The 13,292-nt window shown below is 58.6% G+C and carries 12 protein-coding genes and 1 pseudogene; 5 read left to right on the top strand and 8 right to left on the bottom strand.

Annotated features, from left to right (window positions below; translation table 11 throughout):
* Positions 1 to 17: 17 nt before the first annotated feature.
* Positions 18 to 167 (bottom strand): annotated as a pseudogene (locus tag HV127_RS18300) (Asp/Glu racemase); the annotation flags it as partial.
* Entirely contained in the window at positions 167 to 883 is a 717-nt protein-coding gene (locus tag HV127_RS18295; protein WP_112215239.1) for a GntR family transcriptional regulator, read from the bottom strand. The gene HV127_RS18295 and the pseudogene HV127_RS18300, both read right to left, overlap by 1 nt.
* A gap of 144 nt (positions 884 to 1,027) precedes the next feature.
* Here HV127_RS18295 and HV127_RS18290 point away from each other — a divergent pair, with 144 nt between their 5' ends.
* Complete coding sequence (locus HV127_RS18290; RefSeq protein WP_182237743.1) at positions 1,028 to 2,515, top strand: NCS1 family nucleobase:cation symporter-1; 1,488 nt, start codon at positions 1,028 to 1,030, stop codon at positions 2,513 to 2,515.
* Between the two features lie 110 nt (positions 2,516 to 2,625).
* The gene (gene guaD, locus HV127_RS18285) at positions 2,626 to 3,945 is read left to right on the top strand and encodes a guanine deaminase (RefSeq protein WP_182237741.1); all 1,320 of its coding nucleotides are present in this window, start codon (positions 2,626 to 2,628) and stop codon (positions 3,943 to 3,945) included.
* A gap of 69 nt (positions 3,946 to 4,014) precedes the next feature.
* Here guaD and uraH read toward each other — a convergent pair whose 3' ends face one another.
* A complete protein-coding gene (gene uraH, locus HV127_RS18280) occupies positions 4,015 to 4,341 on the bottom strand; it encodes a hydroxyisourate hydrolase (RefSeq protein ID WP_182237739.1) in 327 nt (108 codons plus the stop codon).
* Positions 4,338 to 4,838 carry a 2-oxo-4-hydroxy-4-carboxy-5-ureidoimidazoline decarboxylase gene (gene uraD / locus HV127_RS18275; RefSeq protein WP_182237737.1) on the bottom strand — a complete coding sequence of 167 codons (501 nt, stop codon included), beginning with the start codon at positions 4,836 to 4,838 and terminating at the stop codon, positions 4,338 to 4,340. Before uraD ends, uraH begins: the two co-directional genes overlap by 4 nt.
* A gap of 242 nt (positions 4,839 to 5,080) precedes the next feature.
* Between uraD and hpxO the strand changes: the two genes are divergently transcribed.
* Positions 5,081 to 6,235: an FAD-dependent urate hydroxylase HpxO gene (gene hpxO, locus HV127_RS18270; protein ID WP_182237735.1), complete on the top strand. Its 1,155-nt coding sequence runs from the start codon at positions 5,081 to 5,083 to the stop codon at positions 6,233 to 6,235.
* Between the two features lie 217 nt (positions 6,236 to 6,452).
* Here the strand turns inward: hpxO and hpxR are convergent, their stop codons facing one another.
* Positions 6,453 to 7,376, bottom strand: coding sequence for a LysR family hpxDE operon transcriptional regulator HpxR (gene hpxR / locus HV127_RS18265; protein WP_182237733.1), 924 nt, complete (start codon positions 7,374 to 7,376; stop codon positions 6,453 to 6,455).
* A 124-nt stretch (positions 7,377 to 7,500) separates the two neighbouring features.
* Between hpxR and hpxD the strand changes: the two genes are divergently transcribed.
* Complete coding sequence (gene hpxD, locus HV127_RS18260) at positions 7,501 to 8,538, top strand: molybdenum cofactor-independent xanthine hydroxylase subunit HpxD (RefSeq protein WP_182237731.1); 1,038 nt, start codon at positions 7,501 to 7,503, stop codon at positions 8,536 to 8,538.
* Positions 8,539 to 8,551: 13 nt separating this feature from the next.
* Positions 8,552 to 9,520, top strand: a complete 969-nt coding sequence (locus HV127_RS18255; protein WP_182237730.1) for a PDR/VanB family oxidoreductase — start codon at positions 8,552 to 8,554, stop codon at positions 9,518 to 9,520.
* Positions 9,521 to 9,530: 10 nt separating this feature from the next.
* On the opposite strand, the gene HV127_RS18250 is transcribed toward HV127_RS18255, so the two are convergent.
* Genes HV127_RS18250 through HV127_RS18240 form a run of 3 tightly spaced genes read right to left on the bottom strand, consistent with a single transcriptional unit; the run spans position 9,531 to position 13,175 of the window.
* Positions 9,531 to 10,559, bottom strand: coding sequence for an ABC transporter ATP-binding protein (locus HV127_RS18250; protein WP_182240723.1), 1,029 nt, complete (start codon positions 10,557 to 10,559; stop codon positions 9,531 to 9,533).
* A 1-nt stretch (position 10,560) separates the two neighbouring features.
* Positions 10,561 to 12,135 (bottom strand): iron ABC transporter permease, encoded by a 1,575-nt coding sequence (locus tag HV127_RS18245; RefSeq protein ID WP_182237728.1) that lies wholly within the window; start codon positions 12,133 to 12,135, stop codon positions 10,561 to 10,563.
* 23 nt (positions 12,136 to 12,158) lie between these two features.
* Positions 12,159 to 13,175, bottom strand: a complete 1,017-nt coding sequence (locus HV127_RS18240) for an iron ABC transporter substrate-binding protein (protein WP_182237727.1) — start codon at positions 13,173 to 13,175, stop codon at positions 12,159 to 12,161.
* Positions 13,176 to 13,292: the final 117 nt, after the last annotated feature.

The following is a 13,292-nucleotide window of genomic DNA, read 5'->3' as shown; positions in this document are numbered from 1 at the left end:
CTATTGAGCCATTACAAATGCCCCTCAATTGACGGCACGCCCTCGCTCGGGCAGACCGCCAGAATTTCGGTTCCCGGCGCGGCAACCGCCCGCGCGGCGGCACCGATGGTTTCCGTCATCCCGGGGCTGGTATTGGGATTTATCACTTGTATACAAATAGCGGCCATTACGGCTCCTTATAATCGGCAAATAGCCGGGCAAAATCAGGTAAGGTCACGCCAGAACGCTCAAAGCAGAGGCTGGCGACGATATGTTCAAAATGGTGCGTTAGCGCATCGCTCAGAGGCTGCAGCGCTTTGTCGCGTAATAGCTGAATAAGCTGTTCATGATCGTCACAGCGGCAGCCCTGACGCCAAGGCGATCCCCACGCCGCGATAACTAATGAAGAGCGCTGGCTCAGGCGGGTCACCATCTCGGTGAGCACTTGATTGCCGGAAATCGCCTGTAGCTGGATATGAAACTCGGCGGAGTAGCGGATCGCCGCCGGGCCGTTATAGCTTTCGTGCGCCAGCTGCTCCTGACGGGTAATGGTTTCCAGCGCCGCCAGATGCGGCGGCTGGCAGCGCGCCAGCACATCCGGCAAATTCGCCACCTCCAGCAACGCGCGAGTGCGAAAGATCTCCTGCGCTTCTTCTACCGTCGGACTGGCGACCTGTGCACCACGTTTGGGCGTCAAAGTGACCATTTGCACAGTGGCGAGCCGTTGCAGCACTTTTCTGATCCCCGTGCGGCTCACGCCAAACACCTCCGCCAGGGCCTCTTCCGGCAGTTTACTTCCCGGCGGCAGCTGATGCTCAACGATAGCGGTCATCAGCGCCTGATAGATTGATTCGTCTTTGTCATGCAGCTCTGGCGCGGCCTGCAGGCGATGTTGGTTGTTCATTAACCACTCCGATTTTTACTTTTTAATGCCAAATCGTATACATAAAAATAAATTCTTGCATACAAAATTAACTATTTTGGCCTGAATCCTGCAACAGCCTCTGCAATCCATTTAAACGGGTTTTCATTTACAGGAGCAGGTTTCATGCCAAATACACAAAATACGCACCAGGTTAAGGCCGCTGATCCCCACGCTGGATACAGCCCACGACTTTGCAATGAGGATCTGGCGCCGACGCGCGACCAGAACTGGAGCTGGTACAACATCTTTTCTTTCTGGATGTCGGATGTGCACAGCATGGGGGGTTATGTGGTTGCCGCGAGCTTCTTTACTCTTGGCCTGGCAAGCTGGCAGGTGCTGCTGTGCCTGCTGGTGGGGATTTGTATCGTTCAGCTGTGCGCGAATCTGGTGGCGAAGCCCAGCCAGATGGCAGGTGTCCCCTACGCGGTGATTTGTCGTCAGGCGTTTGGCGTCTTCGGGGCCAATATTCCGGCGGTGATCCGCGGACTTATCGCCTTCGCGTGGTACGGTATTCAAACCTATCTGGCGGCCAACGCGCTGATGCTGGTGCTGCTGAAATTCTTTCCGTCGCTGTCGACGCTCACCGAAGCCAGCTTCCTTGGCCTGTCGCATCTGGGCTGGCTGTGCTTCGCCACCATGTGGCTACTGCAGGCAATGGTGTTCTGGCACGGGATGAGCGCCATTAAGCGCTTTATCGATATTGCCGGTCCGGCGGTCTACGTAGTGATGCTGGCGTTAGCGGGATGGATTGTATACAAAACCGGTTTTGACGGGATCTCCTTTACCCTCGCCAGCAAATCGCTGAGCGCCGGGGAGCAAACCTGGCAGATGATCACCGCCACCGCGCTGGTGGTCTCCTACTTCTCCGGCCCGCTGCTCAACTTTGGTGATTTCTCGCGCTACGGTAAAAGCATGGGCGAGATCCGCCGCGGCAACCGCTGGGGCCTGCCGTTCAACTTCCTGCTGTTCTCTATCGTGACCGTAGTGATTGTTTCCGGCACCCAGTCGCTGTTTGGCCGCATGATCACCGACCCGATTGAAACCGTCAGCCGCGTGGGCAACGATCTGGCGGTCGCCATTGGCCTGCTGACCATGATCACCGCCACCATCGGGATTAATATCGTGGCTAACTTTGTCTCTCCGGCATTCGATTTCTCAAACTGCTCGCCGCAGAAAATCAGCTTCCGTACCGGAGGGATGATTGCCGCCGTCGGGTCAATTCTGCTGACGCCGTGGAACCTGTTTAACTCACCGGAGCTTATCCACTATACCCTCGACGTGCTGGGGGCGTTTATCGGCCCGCTGTTCGGTATCCTGATCGTCGATTTCTACATCATTAAGCGCGGGCAGGTTTCGGTCAACGACCTGTTCGACGACACGCCAAAAGGCCAGTACTGGTACCGCAACGGCTTTAACCCGAAAGCTATCGCCGCGCTGGTGCCCTCCGTCGCTATTGGTCTGATCATCAGCTTTATTCCAGCCCTGCACGAAGTGGCTAACTTTAGCTGGTTTATCGGCGTATTCCTGAGCGGCGCGGCCTATCGCTGGATTGCCCGCGATGAACGGGTCGGCGCCACTGCCGGTTTTAGCCCCCTCGCCCAGAAAGAGTGATTCTCCTTCCCCCGCCGCGGCATCCTGTCGCGGCGGTTCTCCTCCTGCGCAAACTGGCATCAATCTTGCTCAATTAACCTATCCTTTCGCTAATCCACAAGGCAGCCAAGATGATGGACTACCATGCCGCAGTTCGCGGCGCATTTTTCGATATCGCCGCTGTTGCCGATAGCGCTGACGATATCGCCCGCCACGCGCGCTATCTGGAGGATGGTATTTTGTTTCTCCGGGACGGGTGCATTCAGGCGCTGCTGCCCTGGCAGGAGGGCGAACAATATTTGCATCCGCTGAAGGGCTATCGCGACCTGCGCGGTAAGCTGCTGCTCCCCGGCTTTGTCGATGCCCACGTGCACTATCCGCAGACCGAAATGATTGGCGCATTCGGCGAGCAGCTACTGGAGTGGCTCACTACCTACACGTTTCCGGTGGAGAGCCAGTTTGCCGACGCCGACTACGCCGCGGAGATCGCGCAATTTTTCGTTAACCAGTTGCTGAGTCACGGCACCACCACCGCGCTGGTATTTTGCACTTTGCATCCGCAATCGGTCGATGCGCTGTTTAGCGAAGCGCTACGGCTGAATATGCGCCTGCTCGCCGGGAAAGTGATGATGGACCGCCACGCGCCGGATTATCTGAGCGAAAGCGCAGAGCAAAGCTACCGACAAACTCGCGAGCTGATCCAGCGCTGGCACCAGCGCGGCCGCCTTGGCTACGCCATTACGCCACGCTTCGCGCCAACCTCGACGCCGGAGCTGCTGGCGGCGGTGCAGCAGCTGCGGGAAGAGTTTCCCGATACCTGGCTGCATACCCACCTGAGCGAAAACCTCAACGAAGTCGCTTGGGTGAAAAGCCTGTGGCCGGAACATGAGCACTATCTTGATGTTTACCATCACTATCGGTTGACCGGCGAGCGCAGCGTATTCGCCCACGGTATTCATCTAGCGGATGCAGAGTGGCAGTGCCTGCACGATACCGGTTCGGCGCTGGCCTTTTGCCCGACCTCAAACCTGTTTCTCGGCAGCGGACTGTTTCGTTTGCCGACCTGCTGGCAGAAAAAGGTGCGGATGGGTATCGGTAGCGATGTTGGCGCAGGCACGACGTTCAGTATGCTGCGCACTCTCGGCGAGGCGTATAAAGTGAGCCAGTTGCAAAGCTATCGCCTGCGCGCCAGCGAAGCGTTCTACCATGCCACTCTCGGCGGCGCGCGCGCCCTGCGTCTCGATGAGAAGATTGGTAATTTCCAGCCTGGAAAAGAAGCCGATTTTGTGGTTATCGATCCGGCGGTCACGCCGCTTCAGCGCTTACGCAACGGGCGTTGCAAAGATATCTATGAGCAGCTGTTCGTCCTGATGACCCTGGGCGATGAGCGTAATATCAGCGAGACGTGGGTGAACGGCGAGCGCGTATGGGGTGATGCAATAGCGGAGTAGCTTTTTCCCGGGTCGCGGCGCAAGCGCCTTACCCGGGCTACCAAACTACAGCGCCACCTCCGGGGGAATTTAGCTGCCGCGATAGGTCGACCAGCCGCCGGGAGCGATTAAAAACGGTAGATGAAAATGGTCGTCCGCCGCCTCGCGGATGGCAAAATCAATCTGCGCGTTCAGATACAGCGTCTCGCGCCCGCTGGCGGAAAACCATTCGCCAATTTCGGCAATCAGCCGGTAAGACCCCACCGCCAGCGGCCCGGCCCCCAGTTCGCCAATGCGGCCATGACTATCGGTCACGCCGCTGGCAATCCGCGCCCCTTCTCGCTCCAGCACAACCTTAACGCCCTGCGCCGGGCGGCCGGTTGAGATATCCAGAATATGGGTGCTTAACGTGCTCATTCGTCAATAACTCCTTCCAGTCTTAATAAGGTGATTTCGCGCAGCTGCGCTAACGCATCCTGTACTTCTTCGCTATCGCTATTACGCAAACGACGCGACAGCATCGCTAAGATCTCATCCCCGCTGCGCCCTTTGGCGCGAATCAAAAAGACCCTACCAAACCGCGCTTCGTAGCGGGCATTGCCCTCTTTCAGCGCCTGGCTCAGCCGGGCATCGCGATCGTTAACGCTCCCTTGTTCCTGACGGGAGAGCGCCGCATGCGCCTCTTGCCCTGAGGGCTTCTCGCCGATGCGCGGATGAGCGCTCAGCGCCTCGTTCAATTCCGCTTCCCCCCACTCCTGCATCAACTGCTGCGCGGTGCTGAGCAGCACGGCAAAATTCGCAAATGGTCGTGCCTGTATCAGCGACGCTGACCAGATTGGAAGCGCTACGCAGGGCTGAAGCACAGCGCGAGCACCGTCTTGATTGAGCTGATTAAAGCGTTCCAGAGAAATCATAGTGGCTCCTTTAGCCTCACTCACAACCTGAACCCTGCATAAATCACGCCAAACCTCCCCCACATGAAACAATAGATTCCCCATAACTCAATTAGCAATTTTTGATTCATAAAAAGGCACTCGCGGTGGCAAAACGCACTACTTTGGCGCATTTACGTCGCCCTTTGCCGTAAATATCGCCGTTCAGCAGGGTGGTACGCAAATTGCTCAAGTCAATAACGACCCAGGCAAAGGAGAAGTAAATGAAAGCATTAGTTATCGGCGGCGGAATTGGCGGCCTGAGCGCGGCGGTGGCGCTGAAAAATGCAGGCATAGACTGCGAAGTGTTTGAAGCAGTTAAAGAAATTAAGCCGGTGGGCGCGGCTATCTCTATCTGGCCCAACGGCGTGAAGTGTATGCAGCATTTAGGCATGGGCGAGATTATCGAGAACTACGGCGGCCCGATGCATTTTCTGGCTTACAAGGATTACCTGCAGGGAGAGAACCTTACCCAGTTCAGCCTTGCTCCGCTGGTGGAACGCACCGGAGGTCGTCCCTGCCCGGTGTCCCGCGCCGAGCTACAGCGAGAAATGCTCGACTTCTGGGGGCGCGATGCCGTGCAGTTTGGTAAACGGGTCACCCGCTGCGAAGAACACGCCGACGGCGTTCGCGTCTGGTTTACCGACAGGTCGATGGCTGAGGGGGATTTTTTAATTGCCGCCGACGGTAGCCATTCAGCGCTGCGCCCTTACGTCCTCGGCTTTAGCCCGGAGCGGCGCTACGCGGGCTACGTTAACTGGAATGGTCTGGTAGAAATCGATGAGGTGATTGCGCCGGGTAATCAGTGGACGACCTTTGTCGGCGAGGGCAAACGCGTGTCGCTGATGCCGGTTTCTGATGGGCGGTTTTACTTTTTCTTTGATGTTCCGCTTCCGGCAGGGCTTGCTGAGGATCGCAACACGTTGCGCGCGGATCTCAGCCGTTATTTCAGCGATTGGGCGCCGCAGGTGCAGAAGCTGATTGCCGCTCTCGATCCGCAGACCACCAACCGGATTGAAATCCATGATATTGAGCCGTTTGATAAGCTGGTCCGCGGTAAGGTCGCCCTGCTGGGCGACGCCGGGCACAGCACCACCCCGGATATCGGTCAGGGCGGCTGCGCGGCGATGGAAGATGCGGTGGTGCTGGGAGATCTGTTCCGCCAGAGCCACGATATTGCCGGGGTATTGCAGCAATATGAAGCGCTGCGCCGCGACCGGGTTCGCGACCTGGTGCTAAAAGCGCGTAAACGTTGTGATGTGACCCATGGCAAAGATATGGCGCAGACGCAAGCCTGGTACCAGGAGCTGCAAACCGAGACCGGCGAGCGGATTATCAACGGCCTGTGCGAAACCATTCAGGGCGGCCCGTTAGGGTAAAGATGTTGGCATCAGCTCCCTTCCCGGGTTGCAGACGGCAATAAACCCGTAGCCCGGGAAGCCGCAGCGCCACCGGGGAAACAGGTTGCAGGAAATTTCAGGTTAGGCACATTCCCGGAGGCGGCGCGTTGCGCCTGTCCGGGCTACCAGCCCGCAGACGGCGGTGAACCCGTAGCCCCGGTAAGCGCAGCACCACCGGGGAGGATTTCAGGCCGGGCTACTCGTTCGCAGAGGACGGAATTTGCATCTCCTCCATCACCGCAGTGAGTTTCTGAATCGCCATTTGCGCCGGGCGGGAAAGCTGGCGTGAAGGGGCCGTGCACAGGGCCAGAGTCAACGGTCTCAGCAGCTTGTTGCGTAGCGGGACAAACGCCAACAGCCCGCTTTTTACCTCATCCAGCACGTCCAGGCGGCTGAGGATGGTCACGCCGCTGCCTTTGAGCACCAGCGACTTAATCAGCCGGATATCGTTGCAGCTGATGCTGTTCGCCGGGGAAAAATCATAATGCCGATAGAGCATCGCAACCCGCTCATGAACGATCAGCGGCGCGCCGGGAAGAATATGCCGCTCCTCGCTTAGCTCACCCAATGAGAGCATCGCAGCATGCGCCTGGGGACGATCCGGGCGCATCACCACGCCCATCTCCAGCTCTGCAAAGGCCAGCACGCTTAGCCCGGCCTGGCCTTCGGGGTCCAGAATCAGGCCGAAATCGAGATCCGCTTGCCGCACTTTCTGACTGACGGTGTGGCTATCCGCTACCTGCAAATTCAGCTCCAGCCACTGCCAGCTGGCGATGATCTCCGCCAGCGCGGCGGCAAAGCACCCTTCCGCCAGCGCCTGCACCATACCAACGCTAACGGTACCGCGCTTCAGCCCCTGCAGCTCATCAAACTTCTGCCGCGTCAGATGAAACTCCTTTTGCCAGCGCAACAGGTCGTTGTACAGCAACTCTCCGGCGGTGGTCATGCGCAGCCCTTCCGGCAGGCGCTCAAACAGCGGCGTGCCGAAGGCTTCTTCCGCCTGCAAAATTTGCCGGTTAATCGCCGAGGCGGAAATATGCAGTTTTTCCGCCGCCCGCCGCAGGCTGCCGCTGCGGGCTACTTCGGCAAAATAGAGAGCAAAACGCGAAAATGGGCTCATGGGTACCTGTTCTCTTTTTTGCAACAGCTAACTGAATTAATGGCGATGGATGTCAACACCCTAATATGGCAACAATAAACCCACAACAATTAAACAAATGTTTTTGTGAGCAGGAAGAGAAGCCATGAACAGACAACAACCCACCCCACCCGCCCATTGCACCTTTGAGCCTGAAGACTGGCTGCGCCTGGCAAAATGCTGGCACCCGGTCGCCCGCGCCTGCGATATCGGCCCCGCGCCGGTGAAAGCCGTCCTGCTTGATGAGCAGCTGGTTATCTATCGAATTAAGGGCCAGGTGGTGGTCGCTCGCGACGTCTGCCCCCATCGCGGCGTGCCGCTGACGCTCGGTTTTCATGATGAGGAAGGGATCGTCTGCCCTTACCATGGCCTGCGCTTCGGCGAAGATGGCCGCTGCAACCGCATCCCTTCCAGTCCTGACCAGCCGGTACCGGCAAAGCTTAACCTCACCTCTTTTGCGGTGGAGGAGCGCTATGGTCTGATCTGGACCTGCCTGGCCTTCGACCCGGAAAATCCCCTGCCGCTGCCGGTGATGCCGCACTGGCACGACGACGGCTTCCAGCAAATTAACTGTCCGGCATTTGAAGTCAACGGCTTTGCGGGCCGCCAGGTAGAGGGCTTTCTTGATGTCGCCCATTTTGCGTGGATCCATACCGATACCTTCGCCGACCCGGATAATCAGGTGGTACCGAACTACAATCCGCAGGAAACGGCGTTTGGTTTTATCGCCGATTACTGGAGTTCGGTCGGCAACTATCCCGCCAGCTCCGAATTTCGCGCGCCGGAAGGCTTCCAGTGGCTGCGCCGTTACGAGATGCATCTGCCGTTTACCGCCACCCTGACGATTCATTTCCCCGGTGACGCCAGGCTGGTAATTATGAACGCCGCCTCACCGGTTTCCTCGCGGATAACCCGGATGTTCGCACCCATCGCACGCAATTTCGACCTTCACGTGCCGGTGGAAGATGTCCACGCGTTTAACCTGCGCGTCTTTGAGGAAGATCGCCTGATGGTGGAGACCCAGCGCCCGGAAAGATTACCGCTGGATTTAACCCTCGAAGCGCATATCCCCGCCGATCGCAGCTCTATCGCCTATCGGCGCGGGCTGAAGAAAATGGGCTTCGGCGACTTTTTCCTCGTCTGAGTGGAGAATCATCATGAGCGATATAATAGAGGTTATCGTTGACGGTCTCTGGCGTCAGGGGAGTCAAAGCCTCGCCGTCAGGCTGGTAGCGCAGAACGGTCAACCGCTCCCCGGCTGGCAGCCCGGCGCGCATATTGATGTACATCTGCCCTGCGGGATTATCCGCCAGTATTCGCTTACCGGCCCTGAAAGTCCCGATGACGGATACCTGATTTGCGTAGCGCTGGAGAAAACATCCCGCGGCGGCTCGCGCTATATTCATCAGCAACTGCGTCCCGGCCAGACGCTGCTGATTTCCTACCCGCGAAACCTGTTTCATTTACACGCGGCGGAACGGGTGACGCTGCTGGCCGCCGGGATTGGGATTACGCCACTGTATGCGATGGCGCTCAGGCTGGGCGCAGAGGGCGTACCGTTTACGCTGCATTATTATCTGAAAAACCGCCAACAGGGGGCGTTTGTACGCGAGCTGCAGCAGCGGTTCAGCGCAGAAAGCGTGGTGATTCATAGCTCTTGCGAAGAGGATAGCGCCCGGCACAACTTGGCCGCAGCGCTGAAGGATGCGCATAACGGGCATCCGATATATCTCTGCGGGCCAGAGGGTTTTATGGCCACCGCGCGTCGGGTGGCGCGGGAAAAAGGCTGGACCGAAGCTCTGATCCATAGCGAAGCCTTTCAGCCCATCGTAATGCCAGCCGGTGCTCAGGAGGGAGAAACCTTTAACGTGACGCTGGCATCATCGGGCGAACAGTGGCCGGTACCCCCGGATAAAACCATTGCTCAGGTACTCCAGGAGAACGGCGTCGCCGTCCCGCTCTCCTGTGAAATGGGGATTTGCGGTGCCTGCCTGACGCCGGTCATCGACGGGGTTGTCGATCATCGCGACACCGTGCAGTCGGAGGCGGAGAAATCCGCCAGCGCGCAGCAGATTGCCCTGTGCTGCTCGCGCAGTCGGTCGGCAAATCTGTGCATTGATTTATGACTTTGCGACGTTAACCAACAAAGACTCGCGCCTTGCCCACGACGTCGATTCGCACCGCCGCCCCCACTCTCCAGCCGTGCTGGCTGACGGTTTTGACGATCAGCGGTTCATGTTGACCGGGAATCGTCAGGGTTAACGTTGACAGGTGGCCGGTAAAATCGACGTCGCGGATGGTCAGAGGCTTTTTATCTGCCGGGCAGGAGGAAATAACTAATTGTTCCGGGCGCAGCATCACCCGCCCCTGTCCGACGGCATCAGGATTGTCGGTGAATACTTCGCCAATCGCGCAGCTCGCGCGTCCGCCGCGAAGCTCGGCAGGCAGCATCAGCGCATCGCCGAGAAATAGCGCGGTCTCTTCATCAACGGGATGGCTGTAGACCTCAAACGGTGTCCCGACCTGAGCAAAACGCCCCTGACGCATCACCGCAACCTGGCTGGCAAAGGAGAGCGCCTCGTTCTGATCGTGGGTCACCAGGATCGATGCGACCCCAGCCTGTTCCAGGAGGTCCGCCGTGGCTTTACGCGTGGTCGCACGCAGCCCGGTATCGAGGGCCGAGAAAGGTTCATCCAGCAGCATCAGCGCGGGCCGCTGGGCCAGCGCGCGCGCCAGAGCGACGCGCTGCTGCTGACCGCCGGAGATTTCATGCGGCCAGTGGTTCGATAGCTGGCTATCCAGCGACACCATATCCATCAGCGCCGCCACCCGCAGGTATTTCTCCTGACGACTGCCGTCCAGACCCCAGGCAATATTGTCCGCAACGTTAAGATGGGGGAACAGCGCGCCTTCCTGCGGAACAAAGCCCACCCCACGCAGGTGGGCCGGGATAAATGTCCCCTGCGTAAACAGCGTTCGCCCCTGCAACACGATGCGCCCGCTGTCCGGGGTTTCGAAGCCCGCGAGGATCCGCAGCAGCGTAGTTTTACCGGAGCCGGAGGGGCCGACAATCGCCGTCCGGCTGCCTGCGGCCACCGTCAGATTCAGGCCATCGAGCACGCGCGTACCGGCAAAAGATTTTGAGATTGAGGAGAGTTCGAGCATTTTACAGGCCTGCGATTTTTTTCGACTGTACATAGAGAATACCGGTCAGCGGCAGCGACAGCAGAATCATCAGCATCGCGTAAGGCGCGGCGGCGACATAATCAATCTCGCTGGTTAAGGCCCAGAAGCCGGTTGAGAGCGTGCGGGTACCGAGCGGAGAAAGCAGCAGCGTGGCGGTCAGTTCATTAGTGATACCGAGGAATACCAGCGCCGCCCCCGCCGCCGCGCCCGGCGCCGCCAGGCGCATCGTCACGCTCCACAGCGCCCGACCGGGGCTGCGGCCTAAACTGCGGGCGACGTTTTCCAGCTCGACCGGGGCCTGAGCGATCCCGGCGCGCAGGTTGATAAGCGCTCTGGGCATAAACATCAGCAGGTATGCCAGGAACAGCGTGACTTCAGTTTGATAGATGGGTCGCGCGTAGTGAATGGTGACCGTCACCAGCGCCAGCGCCGTAACGATGCCGGGCAGAGAGCTGGTCACGTAGTTACACCCCTCCAGCAGGCGAAAAAGACGCTGCGGGTAGCGAACGCCCAGCCAGGCGATGGGGACCGCGCAGGCGGTGGTGAGGAGAGCGCCCACCGCGCCAAGAAATAGCGTTTGCCGCAGAGAGTGCCAAAGGTCGGCGTTCATCCAGCTCGCCATTCCGCCCAGCCATAGCCAGCGGCAGAGCACCATCAGCGGAACGCCCAGCGCCAGAATAACCAGCGCCAGCAGCGCGAGCTGTAGAGGGATCGCCACCCGCAGGCTCAGCCGCCAGCGTTTTTGTTCGCGCGCGGCTCCTGACCCAATTCTGGCATAGCGCGCTTTGCCCCGCGATGCCCCTTCCAGCAGTAGAATGGCCAGACAGCAGAGCGCCAGCACCCCGGCCAGCATATTCGCCGCCGGGCCGCTGAAGGTCGACTGGAACTGGTCGTAAATAGCGGTCGTGAAGGTATCAAAGCGGACCATCGCAAACAGGCCGTACTCCGCCAGCAGGTGCAGCGCCACCAGCAGCGCGCCGCCGCATATCGCCAGCCTGAGCTGCGGCAAAACCACGCGGAAAAAGACGCGCCACGGCGGCGAGCCTAATGAGGCGGCGACATCTTCCAGCGTGGGATCCAGACGGCGCAATACCGCGGCAACCGGCATATAGATAAACGGGTAATAGGCCAGCAGCGAAAGGAACACCCCGGCGGAAAGACCGTGCAATGAGGGCACCGCGCTGACCCAGGCGTAGCTTTGCACGAAGGCCGGGATCGCCAGCGGCGCAACCGACAGCACCGACCAGACTCGCCGCCCGGCCAGCAAGGTCCGCTCCGTGAACCAGGCCAGAGCAACGCCCAGCGCAATGCAAAGCGGTAGCGTCAGCGCAATAAGCCACAGGGTATTACTCAGCAGCTCACCGACGCGCGGGCGAAATACCAGCGTTTTGATAGTCTGCCAACCGGTTTCAATGCCTACGGCAACGACAAATCCCAGCGGCAGCAGCGCCATCAGGGAAAACAGAATAGCTAAAGCGATCATCGGAAAGGCAGGACGCCTGCGCTCGGGCAGGCGTTGTGCTTTTTTCCCGAGCGCGAAACTCAGAGAAGACATGGCGTATTCACTTTATCTGGCGATTACAGCAGGCCAGCCTGGGTCATCAAATCGACCACTTTTTTGCTGTTCAGTGAAGACGGCTCAACCTTCGGCGCATCCAGGTCTTTCAGCGGCGTCAATTTTGTGTTGGATGCGGCGTTAACGCCCACGGCATATTCAAAGGCGTTGTTGGTACGCAGCTCTTCCTGGCCCTGCTTGCCGGTTATCCACTTGATAAAGGCCTGCGCCTGTTCCTGATGTTTGCTGGAAGCCAGAACGCCACCGCCGGAAATGCTGACAAAAGCGCCCGGGTCCTGGTTTTTAAAGTAGTAGAGACGGGTGTTGTTGCTGTTCTCGCCGGTTTTCGCCTGATCGACAAAGCGGTAGTAATGGTAGATAACGCCGCCATCAATCTGACCGGCATTCACCGCCTTCATCACCGTGCTGTTGCCTTTGTAGGCCACGAAATTGGTTTTCATCGCTTTGAGCCATTCGAGCGTAGCCTGCTCCCCCTTCAGCGCCAACATCGCACTGACGATAGCCTGGAAATCTGCGCCCGATGGCGAAGCGCCCCAGCGGCCTTTCCACTCCGGCTGCGCCAGATCCATCAGCGATTTTGGCAGCTGCGCTTCACTGATTTTTGCCGGGTTATAGACGAATACGGTACTGCGGGCGGCAATGCCAATCCAGCGTCCATGTTCAGGGCGATATTCCGGCGCAACCTGCTTGAGAGTTTCAGGCGCCAGCGCTGCAAACAGCTTCGCGTTATCCACCAGCACCATCGCCGGAGAGTTTTCCGTCAGGAAGACATCCGCCGGGGAGGCAGACCCCTCCTGCACCAGCTGATTCCCCAGCTCGCTATCGCCGCCGTTACGCAGCGTCACTTTAATTCCCGTCTCTTTAGTAAAGCCATCCACCCATGACTTAACCAGATTTTCATGCTGCGCGTTATAGACGACAATTCCCTCGCTGCTGTCAGCAGCCATAACCTGCGGGGCAAGAAATGCAGAAGAAGCAAGCAACGCAGCGGTGCAATAAAACGATAAGCGAAAACGCATAAGCTAATCCTTAGAGCCTATCCCAGTAGGCGTAATTGTTGTAGTCAGTTTGGACACGGACAGCGCGGAACAACCGGAGCGTACACGTAGTACGTGAGGATTGTGAGCACTGCCCAG

Source organism: Klebsiella sp. RHBSTW-00215, assembly GCF_014103785.1.
Taxonomy (GTDB): domain Bacteria; phylum Pseudomonadota; class Gammaproteobacteria; order Enterobacterales; family Enterobacteriaceae; genus Klebsiella.
The sequence above is the reverse complement of the archived record's forward strand: the minus strand, read 5'-3'. Positions and strand labels throughout refer to the sequence as shown.